We start from the raw sequence: 16,208 nt of genomic DNA on the forward strand, positions 1-16,208 counted from the left end.
CAGCCTCAACCTTCGTCCGAAGCCCCCTCCCCGCGCCAGCCTGTCCGCATGACCCCTTCCCGAGCGACCTCTCCGACCCGACGGACCGTCACCCGAGCGGGCATCCTCGCCGCCGCGCTCGCGCTCGCGCCGGGCACCGCCCGCGCCTCCGCGCCCGCCTCCGCCGCCTCCGCGCCCGACTCCGCCGCCTCCGCGCTCGCGCTTCGGCTGCCCGCGCCCACCGGCCCGTACCGGATCGGCGCCACGACCCTCCACCTCGTCGACCCCTCCCGCAACGACCCCTGGGAGCCCGCGATCGGCGTGCGGGAGGTGATGGTCACCGTCCTCCACCCCGCCCGCACGGTCCGCGGATACCCGCGCGCGCCGCAGCTGACTTCGGGCGAGGCCGAACTCTTCGCCTTCCTCGCCCACGCCGTCCACGGGCTGCCCCAGGCCGGCGTGGACTGGGCGGCCACCCGTACGCACTCCCACGTCGGCGCCCCCGTCCTGCCCGGCCGATGGCCCGTGCTGCTCTACAGCCCCGGTGGCGGCGAGGCCCGCTCCATGGGCACCTCGCTCGCGGAGGAGCTGGCCAGTCACGGCTGGGTGGTCGTCACCGTCGACCACCCCGGCGACGCCGGCCAGGTGGAGTTCCCCGGCCCGCGGCCGGGGCGTGACCGGGTGCGGCAGACGGTCCTCCTCGGACCGCCCACCGCCGAGCAGTTCCGCACGATGATCGACACCCGGCTCGCGGACCTCCGTCTCGTCCTCGACCGGCTCGAAGCCCTGGGAGGGCCCCTCGGCCGCGCGCTCGACCTGGAACGGGTCGGGATCTACGGGCACTCCGCGGGCGGCACCGCCGCCGCGCAGGCCCTCTACGACGACCCCAGGCTCGCCGCCGCCGTGAACCTGGAGGGGTATCTGGACCAGGTGGACGGCACGCTCTTCCCCGTGGCCCTTTACGGCGTCGACCGGCCGCTGCTCCTGCTCGGCACCGACGGGTACCGCGACGCCCGGCTCGACCGCTCCTGGGACGCGGTGCTCGCACGGTCCGGGGGGCGGGTCCGCCGACGGCAGCTCGACGACGCGGCGCACGGGGTGTTCACCGACTACGCGGCGCTCGTGCCCCAGCTCCAGGCCGCCGGGCTGATCGGCTCGGCCGACCGGATCCGGCTCGTCGGCGCGATCGGGGCGCGGGAGGCCGTGCGTGCCGTGCGTCACCAGGTGCGGGGGTTCTTCGGCCGTCGGGTGCCGGCGGGCGCCCAGTAGATTGGGGGCGTGCTCACCAGTCTCACGCGTACCCGTGCGCTCGCCCTCTGCGCCCTGCCCGTCGCCGCGCTCCTCGCCGCCGTCGGGCTCGCGCCGCTGCCGTACGCCATCGCCTCGCCCGGAACGACCGCCGACGTGCTCGGGTCGGTCGACGGGCGTCAGGTGATCACGATCAGCGGGGCACCCGTCCGGGACACCGAGGGCGAGCTGCTGATGACCACGATCGTGGCCACCGGACCGAGCGTCGACAACGACTTCGCCGACATCGCCGACGCCTGGTTCCGTACGGACCAGGCCGTGCTGCCGCGCGACTCCGTCTACCCGCCGGGCAAGTCGGACGCCGAGGTGGAGGAGCACAACCTGGGTGAGATGAAGGAGTCGCAGGACGCCGCCACCCTGGCCGCCCTCGGCTATCTGAAGCTCGACCCGAAGGACGTGAAGGTCACGCTCCACCTCGCCGACATCGGCGGGCCGAGCGCAGGATTCCTCTTCTCCCTCGGGATCGTCGACAAGCTCGACGGCTACGGCGCCGACGGAGACCTCACCGGCGGCCGGACCGTCGCCGGTACGGGCACGATCGAGCCGGACGGCACGGTCGGCGCCGTCGGCGGGGTGTCGCTGAAGACCCAGGCCGCGGCGCGCGACGGGGCGAGCGTCTTCCTCGTGCCCGAGGCGGAGTGCTCCGACGCCCAGGCCGAGCTGCCGGAGGGGATGCGGCTGATCCCCGTCTCGACGCTCACCGACGCCGTGGCGTCGCTCCGGGCGCTGGAGCAGGGCCAGGAAGCGAAGGTCCGGAGCTGCTGACCCGTCCGTCCTTCGCCGGTGCCTCCATCGTGCGCCAGGACGGGAAGACCATCGGCGCGAGCGTGGCCAGGAAGTAGACCCCGGCGAGCGTGAGCAGCGCGGTCACCAGACCGGTCCCCTCGACGAGCTGCCCGGCGGCGAGGCCCCCGAGCGGCGTCGCCAGGAGCACCCCCGCCGTGGTCACGCCGGAGACCCGGCTGCGCAGCCCGTCCGGGATCACCTCGTACATCACCGTCGTCAGGATCGGGTTCAGCACACCGGCCCCGAACCCGCCCGCCGCCATGGTGACGAGCAGCGGCAGCGTGGTGTCGGTGAGGGCGGCCACGGTGAACGGCGGTGCGCCGCAGAGCAGGAAGCCCGCGATGAGGACCGCCCGGCGCGGGAAGCGGTGGCCGACCGCCCCGTACGCCAGCGCTCCCAGCAGAGCGCAGCCGCCGAAGACGGAGACGAGCAGGCCGAGGGCGGCGGGGCCGCCGAGGTTCTCCCGGGCGTGGACGGGGAGCAGCACCGCGATCCAGCCCTGGCCGAGACCGTTGGTGACCATCACCATCAGGACGATGCCGAGGATCAGCCGGGACCGGAGGACGAAGGTGTAGCCCTCGCGCAGATCGGCCCGGTAGCGGGCGGGCGAGAAGGGGACCGGGTCCCGCAGCGGCGCCGCGGCCGGCAGTCCCCGGAGGCCGACGAGGATCAGCAGGGCGGAGAGCCCGAAGGTGGCGGCGTCGATGATCAGGACGGTGTCGGCGCCGAGGACCGCGACGAGCACGCCGGCGAGGGCGGCTCCGGCCATCCGGGCGCCCCGCGAGACGGCGTCGAAGAGGCTCGCGGCGCGCGAGAGCGGGGTACCGGCGTGGTCGGCGAGATCGGGGATGAGGACGGAGCGGGCGGTCTCGCCCGGAGCGTGGAAGAGGCCGGTCACGGCCATCAGCGCGCACAGCATCCAGAACTGGAGCACACCGGCGCGGTGGAGGAGCGGGATCGCGGCCAGCGCGAGGGCGCAGACGAGGTCGGAGGCGACGCTGACCCGGCGGCGGCCGATCCGGTCGACGACCGGGCCGCCGACGATCGCGGAGACGACGACGGGCAGGGCCGCGCAGAAGGCGACGAGCCCCGCCTTTCCGGGGCTGCCCGTGGTGTCGAGCGCGAACCACGGGACGCCGATGAGGGTGAGTGAATTGCCGGTGACGGAGATGGCGTTGGCGGCCAGGACGGTGGCCAGTGGAGCACGTCCCCCCGGGGTGCTCATACGGCGAGCGGTTTCCGGCAGGCGGTGGCGGGATGGGCGGGAACGGCGAGCCGGAGTCCCCACGTGACCAGTGCCCAGCCCAGTTGCGTGCGGACCGGGACGTGGGGGAGGGCTTCGGCGGCGGCCCTGTGGAGTTCGGCCGCGTCGAGGTGGTGGAGCCGGAGGTGGATGTCGGAGTGCATGGTCTCGTGGTCCCTTCTCAGTTCTCGTACTGGGGGAACGCGTGCAGGTGCATCCGTACGCGGGCGGCGCCCGGGGTGTCGGGGCCGGCGCCCTCGCTGTAGGAGCCGATCAACTCGTGGATCTTCTCGCTGAGTTCGCGCAGCCGCTCCGGCGGAAGGCGGAGGGTGAAGTCGCTCATGTCGGAGGCGCCGAGCCAGCTCTCGTCCCATTCCTGCCGGGTGCCGAGCCAGGTGTTGAGCTCCTGGGTGTGGATGGTCGCGATCTCGTGGAGGTAGACCTCGACGGCGCCCCTGACCTCGGGGTCCGGGTCGTGGTAGAGCGACTCGTCGAACGTCGTGCCCTGCACGGCCGCCTTCCACCACCGCTCCCGCCCCTTCCCGCGCGTCGGGTCGTCCTCGACGAAGCCGTGCGCCGCGAGCTGGCGGAGGTGGTAGCTGGTCGCGCCGCTGGACTCGCCGAGCCGCTCGGCGAGTTGCGAGGCGGTGGCGGGGCCGTGGTGGCGCAGGGCGCGCAGCAGCTGGATCCGGAGCGGGTGGGCCAGCCCGCGCAGCGAGCGCGGGTCGAGTGTGCGGCTCTCGGGCTTCCTGGGCTTCTCGGGCTCGGGCATGGCTCAACAGTAGAGTTGCAAAGAAAGGCTTGCAAGAGGTTCTTTGCAACTACTTCTTTGGAAGACGGTGAGGGGCAGGGAGGCGGCTACAGCGGCCCGTCCTCCGCCGCCTGTTCCACCAGCGGGATGATCCGCAGCGGTACGGGGTTCTCCATCACGATCGCCGTGGAGGCCCGCATGATCCCCTCGATGCCGACGACCCGGTCGATCACCCGCTGGAGGTCCGCGTTGGAGCGCGCCACCAGCCGGCAGAGCATGTCGCCGTGCCCCGTCGTCGTGTGCAGTTCCAGCACCTCGGGCACGGTCGCCAGGTGCTCCCGTACGTCCGGCCCCTGCCCCTGCTTGATCTCCAGCGTCGCGAACGCGGTCACCGGATAGCCGAGCGCCGCCGGATCGACCTGCGGGCCGAAGCCGCGGATCACCCCCTGCGCCTGAAGACGGTCCAGACGCGCCTGCACCGTGCCGCGCGCCACGCCCAGCCGGCGCGACGCCTCCAGCACCCCGATCCGCGGCTCGCGTGCGAGAAGCACGATCAGCCGGCCGTCCAGATGATCGATCGCCACAGAGGCCTCCTCATGGTCATCCTGTACAAGTCCCCCGGCCATACTGACCTGCGGCTGTACAGATTGCCCAGCCGCTCGGCGAACTATTGCGCAGCTTGCCGATCGGCGGGACTCTGCCGTCATGACTGAGACCATCGATCACTCCCCTTCCACGGCGCGGCAGGCCGATCCCTTCCCCGTGAAGGGAATGGACGCGGTCGTCTTCGCCGTCGGCAACGCCAAGCAGGCCGCGCACTACTACTCCACGGCCTTCGGCATGAAGCTCGTCGCCTACTCCGGACCGGAGAACGGCAGCCGCGAGACCGCCAGCTACGTCCTGACGAACGGCGCCGCCCGCTTCGTGTTCACCTCCGTCATCAAGGCCTCCACCGACTGGGGCCGCTTCCTCGTCGAGCACGTCGCCGAGCACGGTGACGGCGTCGTCGACCTGGCGATCGAGGTGCCCGACGCGCGCGCCGCGTACGCCTACGCCGTCGAGCACGGCGCCACCGGAATCACCGAGCCGTACGAGGTGAAGGACGAGAACGGCACCGTCGTCCTCGCCGCCATCGCGACGTACGGCCAGACCCGCCACACCCTCGTCGAGCGCTCCGGCTACGACGGCCCCTACCTGCCGGGCTTCGTCGCCGCCGCCCCCATCGTCGAGCCGCCGGCCAAGCGCACCTTCCAGGCCATCGACCACTGCGTCGGCAACGTCGAGCTCGGCAAGATGAACGACTGGGTCGGCTTCTACAACAAGGTCATGGGCTTCACGAACATGAAGGAGTTCGTGGGCGACGACATCGCGACCGAGTACTCGGCCCTGATGTCGAAGGTCGTCGCGGACGGCACCCTCAAGGTGAAGTTCCCGATCAACGAGCCGGCGATCGCGAAGAAGAAGTCGCAGATCGACGAGTACCTGGAGTTCTACGGCGGCGCGGGCGTCCAGCACATCGCGCTGGCCACCAACGACATCGTCGCGACGGTCCGCTCCATGCGCGCCGCCGGTGTCCAGTTCCTCGACACCCCGGACTCCTACTACGACACGCTCGGCGAGTGGGCCGGCGAGACGCGCGTGCCGGTGGAGACCCTGCGTGAGCTGAAGATCCTCGTCGACCGCGACGAGGACGGGTACCTGCTGCAGATCTTCACGAAGCCGGTCCAGGACCGTCCGACCGTCTTCTTCGAGATGATCGAGCGTCACGGCTCGATGGGATTCGGCAAGGGCAACTTCAAGGCGCTGTTCGAGGCGATCGAGCGGGAGCAGGAGAAGCGCGGGAACCTGTAGTCCGCGAAGACCGGCGGGCCCGGGCGGGTGTCTGCCCCGGGCCCGTCTCGCGCGCTCCGGCGCCCGCGGGGGAGGCGCCGGAGCGCCGCGGCCCCGTCTACCGTGTGGGCAATCCCCCCGCTGGGGCGGGACGGGGGGCACACGGGACGGTGCCCTTCCCGGGCCCAGGCTCCCGGTGCATCCTCGTCGGACAGCGCACGCCGGAGTCACAAGAAGGGGACGAAGCCCCGGCGAACTGGATGAACAGCAAGAACGGCAGACTAGGGCTCATGGACTCAGGACTTGCCGCGTTGCTGGGCGCCGCCGTCGGCTCCGCCACCACCCTCGGGGCCGCAATCGTCAACGGCCGTGCTCAGGCACGGTCCCAGCACGCGCAATGGAGTCGCCAGCATCGCCGCGACGCATACGCCGGCTACCTCAGCGCTCTCCACGACCGCGACATCGCCATGGACGCCGTCCTTGACGCGCTGCGTTCGGACCAACCCGACCTGCCCGACATCGACGAGAAGACAGGCCGCTTCATCACCCTGGCCCGCGAGGTCCACCGCGCCTGCGAAATCGTCATCCTCGAAGGGCCGGCACTTCTCGCGGAAGTCGCGGAACGCGTCACCGTCGCCTCCGGCGACCTCTCACACGTCATGCGACGGATGGCCGAGAACGCCCACGCCGGAAACACCACCCACAAGGCCGAAGACCTCGCCCTTGCCGCCGAACGAGAGCGGACCCTTTACGAAGCCGTCAAGGACTTCCGCCTCGCGGCCCGCAGCACTATCGGCAAAACCAACTGATCCAGGGACTCCGAGCCCCGGCCCCCAGGCCGTTGGGGGATTGAGGCGTTGTTCAGCCTGAAACGTTAAACGTCAAGCTAAGGGTGCGGCGCCGTCGTGGGTTCGGCCGACCCGGTCCGCCCTGCGGAACGATTGCCGGCAACGGGGGCTGTTGCAGCCGTCTGCGCCTTCGGGGGCTCCGGAGGGGCCTCGCGGAGTTCTTCCGGGAGGGTGTCCGGGGGGTCGCCCAGTTCGCGGACCGACTGCCTCGCCCTCGGTGCCAGCAGCGGCGAGAACTCCGGATTGATCCGCAGCGCCTCCGTCAGATGCCGACGCGCCGGCCCGTACTCCTCCACCGCCCGCTCGATCTCCCCCCGGTGGTACGCGAAGAGCGCGCTGCGCAGCCCCTCGTCCGTCGCCCTCCTCGCGTACTCCAGAGCCTCCTTCGGCTCCCCGGCCCGGAAGAGCGCCCACCCCAGCGCGTCCGCCATCTGCACCGACCGGTGCCCGCGCGCCCACTCCGCCCTCAGCGTCCGCACCGCCGCCGCCGCGTCGCCGTGGTCCGCCTCGAACAGGCCGAGGACGACCACCCCGCCGGGCCAGGAGCCCGACCGCAGCAGCTCGTACTGCGCGTGCGCCTCGCCGTCCAGGCCCAGCGACTCGTAGAGCTCGCCCGCCTCCAGGACGTACTCCGGCCGGGGCAGCCGCGCGAGCGCCGCCCGGTAGTCGAGCATCGCCTCGTCCGTGCGGTGCAGCGCCGCGAGCGCCCGGGCCCGTCCCGCCAGCGAGGGCCCGTGGTCCCTGACGAGACGCAGGGCCGACCCGTACTGGGTCACCGCCTCCTCCGGCTCGCCCCGCTCCCACGCCAGATCCCCGAGCCGCGCGTACGCCGCCGCCTTCTCCGCGCCGGTCTCCGCCCGCGCCACCGCGTCGAGCGCCGCCACCGCCGCGTCCTCGCGCCAGCCCCGGTTGCGGTACCCCTGCGCGACCCTCGTGCTCACCGCCGCACCCGAGTGCAGCTCCTCCAGGGCCGCAAGGGCCTGCTGGGCGGACTTGTAGTCGCCGAGCCCGTTGTACGCGTCGATCAGCACCGGGTACACCGGCCAGCGCTTCGGGGCCTTCGCGCGCACCGCCTCGCCCCAGGTCCTGGCCGTCCGCCAGTCGCCCCGCGCGTTGGCCAGGGCGCCGAGCCCCAGCTGCGCGTCGAGGTTCCCGCGCGAGGCGGGCCGTACCTCCAGGGAACGCTTCAGGGCGCGCTCGGCCCGCGGGTAGTACGTCACGTCGCCGAGCCGCACGCCCCGCTCGGTGTACGCCGCCCCGAGCACGGCCCACGACGCCTCGTCCGCCGGATGGTCCTCGAGCCACTTCTCACGGTCGCCGATCAGCGCTCCCAGGTCGGGCAGCGAGGCCTGCGCCCCGGCGTTCGCCGCGATCACCGCACGCTCCGCGGGACCGGGGGCGGGCCGCTTCCCGTCGCCGAACAGACCGGGTGCGAGATCGGGGGCGTACAGCAGCGCCGTCGCCGCGAGCACCGCACCCACCCCCGCGGCCAGGACCGCTCTCGACACGTTCTCCGTCTTCATGCCGCTCACTGTGCGCCTGTACGAAGAGCACACGAAGGACCACGACGGCGGGTTCACACCGATGGCCCCGGGTGCCAGGCTGGACGCATGGACGATCTTCTGACGCGGCTCCACGCGGACCTGCGCGCGGGTCTGCCCGCAGAGGCGCTGATCACCGACCCGGACGTCACCGCCTCCTACACCCACGACATGGCGAGCTTCTGCACGGCCGGTACCCCCGCGGCCGTCGTGCTCCCACGCACCGTCGAGCAGGTCCAGCACGTCATGCGCACCGCGACCGCGCTGCGCGTCCCGGTCGTCCCCCAGGGCGCGCGCACCGGCCTGTCCGGCGCCGCCAACGCCTCCGAGGGCTGCATCGTGCTCTCGCTGGTCAGGATGGACCGGATCCTGGAGATCAACCCGGTCGACCGGATCGCGGTCGTGGAACCCGGCGTGGTCAACGCCGTCCTGTCCCGCGCGGTCAACGAGCACGGCCTCTCCTACCCGCCGGACCCCTCCAGCTGGGAGACGTGCACCATCGGCGGGAACATCGGCACCGCGTCCGGCGGCCTGTGCTGTGTGAAGTACGGGGTGACGGCGGAGTACGTCCTCGGCCTCGACGTCGTCCTCGCCGACGGGCGGCTGCTCTCCACCGGCCGCCGCACCGCCAAGGGCGTCGCCGGATACGACCTGACCCGGCTCTTCGTCGGCTCGGAGGGCAGCCTCGGCATCATCGTCGGCGCGACCCTCGCGCTCCGCCCGCAGCCGCCCCAGCAGCTCGCGCTCGCCGCCGAGTTCCCCTCTTCGGCGGCCGCCTGCGAGGCCGTCTGCGCGATCATGGAGCGCGGCCATACGCCGTCCCTGCTGGAGCTGATGGACGGCACCACCATCCGCGCCGTCAACACGATGGCGAACATGGGGCTGCCCAACACCACCGAAGCGCTGCTCCTGTGTGCCTTCGACACCCCCGACCCCGCGGCCGATCTGGCCGCCGTGGGCGAGCTGTGCAGGGCGGCCGGGGCCACCGAGGTCGTACCGGCCGAGTCCGCGGCCGAGTCCGATCTCCTCCTCCAGGCGCGCCGGCTCTCCCTGACCGCCCTGGAGACGATCAAGTCCGCGACGATGATCGACGACGTCTGCGTACCGCGGACGAAACTGGCCGCGATGCTCGACGGGACGGCCGCCATCGCCGAGAAGTACGACCTGACCATCGGCGTCTGCGCGCACGCGGGCGACGGGAACACCCACCCCGTCGTCTGCTTCGACCACGCGGACGAGGACGAGTCGCGGCGGGCGCGGGAGTCCTTCGACGAGATCATGGCGCTCGGGCTCGAACTGGGCGGCACGATCACCGGCGAGCACGGCGTGGGCACCCTGAAGAAGGACTGGCTGGCGCAGGAGTTGGGGCCGGTGGGCGTGGAGCTGCAGCAGGGCATCAAGCGGACCTTCGACCCGCTCGGGATCCTGAACCCCGGAAAGCTCTTCTGATCTCTTCGCCGCTCCGTTCACGCCGTACCTCGCGCCGTACCTCACTCCTCACCTCACGCCTCACCGTCCTGCGACTCGTCCGACGGCCACGGGTCGTGCAGCCAGAGGTCGTCGGCGACCGAGGTGGTGGCGAGCAGCTCGGCGAGCCCGTCGTCGATACCGAGCTGCTCGGACTCGGTGCCCGGCGGGACGGCGCGCAGGGTCCGCTCCAGCCAGGCGGAGACCTGCGCGGAGGGCGCCTCCAGCAGCGCGTCGCCGTCGGGGGAGGAGAGCGCCATCAGGACGACGTCGTGGCCGTCGACCTTGGTGGGCCAGATCCGGACGTCGCCGTTGCCGCAGGGCCGGAAGACGCCCTCGACGAGCAACTCGCGGGCGAACGTCCAGTTGACGGGGTACTCCGAGCCGACGTGGAACGTGATGTGCACGGCGTACGGGTCGTCGGTGCGGTAGGCGAGCCGCGCCGGGACGGGGATGGAGCGCTCGGGCGACAGCACCAGCTTCAGCTCCAGCTCGCGCTCCACGACGGTGTTCTCGGTGTTCTGCATGGCTGACGTCCTCTCCCTGTCCGGGGCCCGGGGCGGGCCCACACGGGGAGAGAGCGCGGCGGCGGCCCGCCATTACGCGACTTCGGAGAAGTTTTTTCGGGAGTCTCGGACGGGACCGTCGGCCCGAGCGTGACGGTGAGTGGCGGGTTCTGTGGGTATGTCGCTCGAAGGCGGGTTTCTCGCGGCCTCTTTCTTCTTGTGGCGCCGTTCTTCGTTACTGTCCTCCTTGGGCCCGTGGGTCCGAGGTCGTAGAAGCGTCGTCACGGAACGGAGTCGGGGCAGTGGCTACTCCTCCTGGAGCCGGCGGGGAGGTACCGCAGGCCGGGTACTACCCGGACCCCTCCATTCCCGGATACATCCGGTACTGGAACGGGGGCGCCTGGGTGCCCGGGACGAGCAGGCCGGCCCCCCGTGAGGGTGAACTCCCGCCGGCGGCTCCGGTCTCGGCGATGCCGCCGGGTCCGGCCCTGGCCCCGAACCCCTCGCCCGCGCCCGTGGTCTCCTCGCCGGCGCCCGTCGTCTCCTCGCAGGCCCCCGTGCCCGCCGTGGAGGAGACGGGACCCGTCTTCCTCGACGAGGATCCCGCCGCGCCCGAGCCGGCCTCGGCATGGCAGGCGGACGTCTCGCGGCAGACCGGCTTCGGCGGTGACCGGGACCGCAGGGTCTCCTGGGGTGCGCCCGAGACCGAGCAGGCGGCGCAGGATCCCCGGGTCGCCGCCGCCCGCGCCGCGGACCCCGAGCCGAAGCCGGCCGGGCCGTCCGGTCCGCAGGCCCGGCTGGGCGGGATGCCGGTGACTCCGGCGTCCGCCGCCGACCCGACGGGCGGCGCGCTGCCCGGCGTACGGCAGACGAAGACGGAGGGTCAGACGCCCGTGCCGGAGGGCACGATGACGATCCGGGCGCTCCCGTCGCAGGGCGCACCGGCCTCCCCGCAGGGCGCACCGGCCTCCCCGCAGAGCGCCCAGAGCCCGCAGAACGCCCAGAGTCCGCAGGGCCCGCAAGGCACGCGTGACGCGCACATGCCGCAGGGACCGCAGGCCCTCAGGGCCCCTCAGGGAGGCGGGGCGCAGCCCGCGCAGCCCTCCCCGGCTCCCCTCCCGCACGTGCCCGGACAGCCCCAGCCCCAGGCGCAGACCCCCGGCCCCTCCCCGGCCGCCTCCGCACCCGCCCCCGTCACCGCGGGTCCCGGCGGCGGGGCCCCCTCGTGGCCCCAGCAGGTCCACCAGCTGGCGCAGCCCGCGGCGGCCCCGGCCCCGGCGGCACACCAGCAGACCCCGCAGGCGCAGCACACCCCGCAGGCCCAGCAGACCCCGCAGGCCACCGACCAGGAGCAGCCGGTCCTGCCCTGGAAGCCGCCCGTCGAGGACCCGTTCCTCCAGGCCGCCCGTGCCCAGGCCGCCGCTCGCCCGGCCGGCCTCGGCAAGCGCCTGGTAGCCCGGTTCATCGACACCCTCGTCCTCGGCGCGCTCGCCGGCGGCGCGTCCTTCCCCTTCGTCATGGCGGCGCTCGACCACATCGACGCCAAGATCGAGGCGGCCAAGCAGTCCGGTGTCACCGTCCAGGTCTGGCTCCTGGACGGCACCACCTCGCTCAACTTCGGGATCGCGCTCGGCGCCCTCCTCGTCCTCGGCGTGCTGTACGAGGCACTGCCCACGGCCAAGTGGGGCCGCACGCTCGGCAAGAAGCTCTGCGGTCTCCAGGTGCGGGACATCGAGGCGCACGAGCCGCCGACGTTCGGCGCGGCCCTGCGCCGCTGGCTCGTCTACAGCGTGCTCGGACTCCTCGTCCTCGGTGTCCTGAACGTCCTGTGGTGTCTCTTCGACCGGCCCTGGCGGCAGTGCTGGCACGACAAGGCGGCCCACACCTTCGTGGCCGGCTAGGGCGTGCCCGGGGGACCCGTACGGCGGTCCCCCGAACGGTCGGCGATCGATTGCGGGGCCCTGCCACGCGGGATGCACTGCCCCCATGAGCAACGACCAGCCGACGTCCGGCCAGCCGCCCGAGGACGACCCGTTCGTCAAGAAGCCGCAGGAGCCCTCGCCGCCGTCGGGGGGCTCTCCGTACGGGAGCGGGAGTCAGCCGCCACCCCCCGAGGGGACGCCGCCGCCGGGCGGCCCTCCTCCCGAGGGTCCGCCGCCGGGGGGTCCGCCTCCCGGAGGCCCGCCGCCCGGTTCTCCGTACGACAACATGCCGCCGCCGCCCCCGCCGTACGGCTCCCAGCCCTACGGCGGCGGGGGCGGTTACGGCGGTGTGGATCCGCTGGCGGGGATGCCGCCGCTCGCCGACTCCGGCAAGCGCATCCTCGCCCGGATCATCGACTGGCTGATCGTCGCCATCCCGCTCGCCCTCATCGGCATCCCGTTCAACGTCTACGACCGGGCCACCGACGGCGACGACTTCGGTGACACCATCACGGCGACCAGCACGGGCAGCGGTCTCGTCTTCCAGCTCATCACCATCGTGGCGTATGTCGCCTACGACACCCTGATGGTGGCGAACAGCGGCCAGACGCTCGGCAAGAAGTGGCTGAAGCTGCGCGTCGCGATGCTCAACGACGGCTCGACACCGCCGACGAACGCCTCGCTGATCCGCGCGGTCGTGCTCTGGCTGCCCACGCTGATCTGCTGCGCCTGCCTGTGGCCGCTGCTCCTGCTCATCCTGATCCTGGTCGACAAGCCCTACAAGCAGGGCCTGCACGACAAGGCGGCCAAGACCGTGGTGGTGTCGGTCCCGCAGTAGCCAGGGGGCTACGGCGCCGGCGTCACGTGCCGATCCGGGAATCGGCCCCCGCACCGACGCGGGCGGCCGGTACCCGGATCTCGTCCGTCCGGGGGAGTGGTGTCACGGGTGCCGGGGCGGCGGGCTTGCGGTGGACCGGCATCGTCACCGTGACCAGCAGCCCGACCAGCAGCCCGGCGGCGCTGATGACGACGATCCCCAGCGCGTTCGTGGTGCGGGACAGCAGCAGCAGGGCGACGGTCGAGAAGACGACGGTGGCCGAACCGTAGGCGAGCTGTGCGGCGTTCGGACGCGGCATGACGGGTTCCGTCCCTCGAAGCATCGGCTCGTCGCTCCCCCCTGGCTGGCGCCGGAGGGACCCCCGGCGAGCGACTCTACGATGCTGGATGCCCGAGCGAAACGGGTAGTAAGCGTGACCTAACCCACGGTGTGGATGCACGGGGGGCGCATGGAGTCATCGTTTCTCCCAACGACCTCTTCAGGTGCGCCCGGTTGCCGTCCGGATAACGGAAAACGACTCCTGCATAGTGCAGTTGGCCTGTTCAAGTCAAGGTCTGTCTTTTCTCTCGTAACTCCGATCGAATGTCGTCACTTGTGACGCGCGACCCCGCCCGCGGACACCCCACCCTCGGTCCGCGCGGTCGCGGGCGCCGGGGAGGAATCATCAAGTGACCAACAGACGACGGGCGATCAGAGCGTCCGCAGTCGTCGTAGCGCTCGCGGCCACCGCCGCCAGCGCATCGACCTTCGCTTTCGCCGAAGACAAGGGACCGGGCGCACCGGCCTCGATCGAGCGCCATGACCCGGCTCCGGGTGCAGGTGTCGACAAGACGGCGGTCGACCACGATCTCGAGGGACCGTACAGCAAGCAGCAGGAGCAGCAGCGCAAGGCTGCTCTCGAGCAGGTGCTGAGCGGCGAGAGCAAGGTCGAGCGCCGCGGAGGCTCCCAGGTCGTCAAGCTCGACAGCAAGAAGTACGTCGAGCTGGGTCGTGAGAAGACGGACAAGATCTTCACGATCCTCGTCGAGTTCGGCGACAAGGTGGACAACACCACCCTGGTCGACCGCGCCGACGACGAGACGGACGAGCCGAAGCCGAAGTTCGGCGGCACGCCCGGCCCGCTGCACAACCAGATAGCCCAGCCGGACCGCTCGAAGGACAACTCGACGGCCTGGCAGAAGGACTACAACCAGCAGCACTTCCAGGACCTGTACTTCGGCACCGGCAAGGACAAGAAGGGCCAGCCGAAGGAGTCCCTGAAGACGTACTACGAGAAGACCTCCTCCGGCCGGTACTCGGTCGAGGGCGGTGTCTCGGACTGGGTCAAGGTCGAGTACAACGAGGCCCGTTACGGCTCGAACTACTGCGGCAACAGCAACTGCGCCAACGTCTGGGACGCCGTCCGTGACGGTGTCACCGCCTGGACCGCGGACCAGAAGGCCAAGGGCCGCACCGACGCCCAGATCAAGGCCGACATCGCGCAGTACGACCAGTGGGACCGGTACGACTTCGACGCCGACGGCAACTTCAACGAGGCCGACGGCTACATCGACCACTTCCAGATCGTCCACGCGGGCGAGGACGAGTCGGCGGGCGGCGGCGTCCAGGGCGGCGACGCCCTGTGGGCCCACCGCTGGTACGCGTACGGCACGGACGCGGGCAAGACCGGCCCGTCGAACAACAAGTCCGGCGGCACGCAGGTCGGCAACACCGGCGTCTGGGTCGGCGACTACACGATGCAGCCCGAGAACGGCGGCCTCGGCGTCTTCGCCCACGAGTACGGTCACGACCTCGGTCTGCCCGACCTGTACGACACCTCGGGCAAGGCCGGCGCCGAGAACTCGACCGGCTTCTGGTCCCTGATGTCCTCCGGCTCCTGGCTCGGCCGGGGCAAGGACTCCATCGGCGACCTGCCCGGCGACATGAACGCCTGGGACAAGCTGCAGCTCGGCTGGCTCAACTACACCAAGGTGAGCAACGAGCAGCGCGGTACGAAGTCCACCCACAAGCTGGGCGTGGCCGAGTACAACACCAAGAACCCCCAGGCGCTCGTCGTCGAGCTGCCGAAGAAGAAGGTCACCACCGATGTCGTCGCGCCCGCCGAGGGTGCCACGCAGTGGTGGAGCGACATGGGTGACGACCTCAAGAACACCCTGACCCGTTCCGTCGACCTGACCGGCAAGTCGAAGGCCACCCTGGAGCTCAAGGGCTGGTACGACATCGAGCTGGACTACGACTACCTCTACACCGAGGTGTCCACGGACGGCGGCGCCAACTGGACCGCCCTGGACGGCACGGTGGACGGCAAGCCGCTGCCCCGCGACGCGAGCGGCGCCCCGGCGCTGACCGACGTCTCCGGTGCGTACAAGCCGCTCGTCTTCCCGCTCGACGCCTACGCGGGCAAGAAGTTCGACCTCCGCTTCCGCTACCAGACGGACGGCGGCGCCGGCGGCAAGGGCTTCGCGGCCGATGCCATCACGCTGACCGCCGACGGTGCCACCGTCTTCTCGGACAACGTCGAGAACGGTGACAACGGCTGGACGTCGAAGGGCTTCTCGCGGATCGGCAAGGGCTTCACGAAGGAGTACGAGCAGTACTACATCGCGGAGAACCGCCAGTACGTCTCGTACGACGCGACCCTCAAGGTCGGCCCGTACAACTTCGGGTTCACGGGTGACAAGGCGAGCTGGGTCGAGCACTACCCGTACCAGAACGGTCTGCTCATCTGGCAGTGGGACACGTCGCAGAAGGACAACAACACGGCCGTCCACCCCGGCCAGGGTCTGATCCTTCCGATCGACGCGCACCCGACGCCGCTGAAGAACGCCGACGGCACCCTGATGCGCAACCGCGTCCAGGCGTACGACTCGACGTTCGGCACCTACCGCACCGACGCGATCCGGCTGCACAAGGCGGGCGTGCCGGCGTGGGTGAAGTCGCAGCCCGGCGTCCCGGTCTTCGACGACCGACGGGGCACGTACTGGTACACCCAGACCGAGCGCGCCGGTGTCCAGGTAACTGACACCAACACCAAGATCGCGGTCGTCAAGGAGCCGAAGGACGGCCAGACGATGACCGTCCAGGTGGGTCCGTCGCAGAAGTAATCTGCATCGCCGCAGGTCAAAGCATGATCGGCCGTCGCCCTCTAGCGGGCGGCGGCCGATCGTGTTTAGGTGCCTCTGACCAAGT

15 protein-coding genes are annotated in these 16,208 nt (G+C 71.5%); 8 read left to right on the plus strand and 7 right to left on the minus strand.

The window, feature by feature from the left end; genetic code table 11:
• Nucleotides 1-48: 48 nt before the first annotated feature.
• Entirely contained in the window at nt 49-1,248 is a 1,200-nt protein-coding gene (locus ACF1G2_RS05960; protein ID WP_391797099.1) for an alpha/beta hydrolase family protein, read from the plus strand.
• 9 nt (nt 1,249-1,257) lie between these two features.
• Nucleotides 1,258-2,052 carry a S16 family serine protease gene (locus ACF1G2_RS05965; protein ID WP_391797100.1) on the plus strand — a complete coding sequence of 265 codons (795 nt, stop codon included), beginning with the start codon at nt 1,258-1,260 and terminating at the stop codon, nt 2,050-2,052.
• Here the strand turns inward: ACF1G2_RS05965 and ACF1G2_RS05970 are convergent.
• The 4 genes from ACF1G2_RS05970 to ACF1G2_RS05985 all read right to left on the minus strand — a co-directional run bounded on the left by ACF1G2_RS05970 (nt 1,985) and on the right by ACF1G2_RS05985 (nt 4,651).
• Nucleotides 1,985-3,298, minus strand: coding sequence for an MFS transporter (locus ACF1G2_RS05970; RefSeq protein WP_391797101.1), 1,314 nt, complete (start codon nt 3,296-3,298; stop codon nt 1,985-1,987). The genes ACF1G2_RS05965 and ACF1G2_RS05970 overlap by 68 nt on opposite strands.
• Nucleotides 3,295-3,480, minus strand: a complete 186-nt coding sequence (locus ACF1G2_RS05975; RefSeq protein ID WP_391797102.1) for a hypothetical protein — start codon at nt 3,478-3,480, stop codon at nt 3,295-3,297. The genes ACF1G2_RS05970 and ACF1G2_RS05975 overlap by 4 nt, the downstream gene beginning before the upstream one ends.
• Before the next feature lie 17 nt (nt 3,481-3,497).
• A complete protein-coding gene (locus tag ACF1G2_RS05980; protein ID WP_391797103.1) occupies nt 3,498-4,088 on the minus strand; it encodes an ArsR/SmtB family transcription factor in 591 nt (196 codons plus the stop codon).
• A gap of 86 nt (nt 4,089-4,174) precedes the next feature.
• On the minus strand, nt 4,175-4,651 hold the full coding sequence (locus tag ACF1G2_RS05985; protein ID WP_391797104.1) for an Lrp/AsnC family transcriptional regulator: 477 nt from the start codon (nt 4,649-4,651) through the stop codon (nt 4,175-4,177).
• 121 nt (nt 4,652-4,772) lie between these two features.
• On the opposite strand from ACF1G2_RS05985, the gene hppD reads away from it, so the two are divergent.
• Together hppD and ACF1G2_RS05995 are read left to right on the plus strand one after the other, a co-directional pair.
• Nucleotides 4,773-5,918 carry a 4-hydroxyphenylpyruvate dioxygenase gene (gene hppD / locus ACF1G2_RS05990; protein WP_391797105.1) on the plus strand — a complete coding sequence of 382 codons (1,146 nt, stop codon included), beginning with the start codon at nt 4,773-4,775 and terminating at the stop codon, nt 5,916-5,918.
• A 269-nt stretch (nt 5,919-6,187) separates the two neighbouring features.
• Complete coding sequence (locus ACF1G2_RS05995; protein WP_391797106.1) at nt 6,188-6,706, plus strand: proline dehydrogenase; 519 nt, start codon at nt 6,188-6,190, stop codon at nt 6,704-6,706.
• Between the two features lie 77 nt (nt 6,707-6,783).
• Here the strand turns inward: ACF1G2_RS05995 and ACF1G2_RS06000 are convergent, their stop codons facing one another.
• Nucleotides 6,784-8,268, minus strand: a complete 1,485-nt coding sequence (locus tag ACF1G2_RS06000) for a tetratricopeptide repeat protein (RefSeq protein ID WP_391797107.1) — start codon at nt 8,266-8,268, stop codon at nt 6,784-6,786.
• Nucleotides 8,269-8,355: 87 nt separating this feature from the next.
• Here ACF1G2_RS06000 and ACF1G2_RS06005 point away from each other — a divergent pair, with 87 nt between their 5' ends.
• Complete coding sequence (locus ACF1G2_RS06005) at nt 8,356-9,735, plus strand: FAD-binding oxidoreductase (protein ID WP_391797108.1); 1,380 nt, start codon at nt 8,356-8,358, stop codon at nt 9,733-9,735.
• Nucleotides 9,736-9,788: 53 nt separating this feature from the next.
• On the opposite strand, the gene ACF1G2_RS06010 is transcribed toward ACF1G2_RS06005, so the two are convergent.
• A complete protein-coding gene (locus tag ACF1G2_RS06010) occupies nt 9,789-10,280 on the minus strand; it encodes an SsgA family sporulation/cell division regulator (RefSeq protein WP_391797109.1) in 492 nt (163 codons plus the stop codon).
• Between the two features lie 281 nt (nt 10,281-10,561).
• Here ACF1G2_RS06010 and ACF1G2_RS06015 point away from each other — a divergent pair, with 281 nt between their 5' ends.
• Together ACF1G2_RS06015 and ACF1G2_RS06020 are read left to right on the plus strand one after the other, a co-directional pair.
• Nucleotides 10,562-12,160 (plus strand): RDD family protein, encoded by a 1,599-nt coding sequence (locus ACF1G2_RS06015; RefSeq protein WP_391797110.1) that lies wholly within the window; start codon nt 10,562-10,564, stop codon nt 12,158-12,160.
• A gap of 85 nt (nt 12,161-12,245) precedes the next feature.
• Nucleotides 12,246-13,019: an RDD family protein gene (locus ACF1G2_RS06020; RefSeq protein WP_391797111.1), complete on the plus strand. Its 774-nt coding sequence runs from the start codon at nt 12,246-12,248 to the stop codon at nt 13,017-13,019.
• Between the two features lie 22 nt (nt 13,020-13,041).
• Here the strand turns inward: ACF1G2_RS06020 and ACF1G2_RS06025 are convergent, their stop codons facing one another.
• The gene (locus tag ACF1G2_RS06025) at nt 13,042-13,317 is read right to left on the minus strand and encodes a hypothetical protein (RefSeq protein ID WP_391797112.1); all 276 of its coding nucleotides are present in this window, start codon (nt 13,315-13,317) and stop codon (nt 13,042-13,044) included.
• Between the two features lie 370 nt (nt 13,318-13,687).
• Between ACF1G2_RS06025 and ACF1G2_RS06030 the strand changes: the two genes are divergently transcribed.
• Nucleotides 13,688-16,123: an immune inhibitor A domain-containing protein gene (locus tag ACF1G2_RS06030; RefSeq protein ID WP_391797113.1), complete on the plus strand. Its 2,436-nt coding sequence runs from the start codon at nt 13,688-13,690 to the stop codon at nt 16,121-16,123.
• Nucleotides 16,124-16,208: the final 85 nt, after the last annotated feature.

This window comes from Streptomyces sp. NPDC013457 (genome assembly GCF_043089925.1).
Taxonomy (GTDB): Bacteria; Actinomycetota; Actinomycetes; order Streptomycetales; family Streptomycetaceae; genus Streptomyces.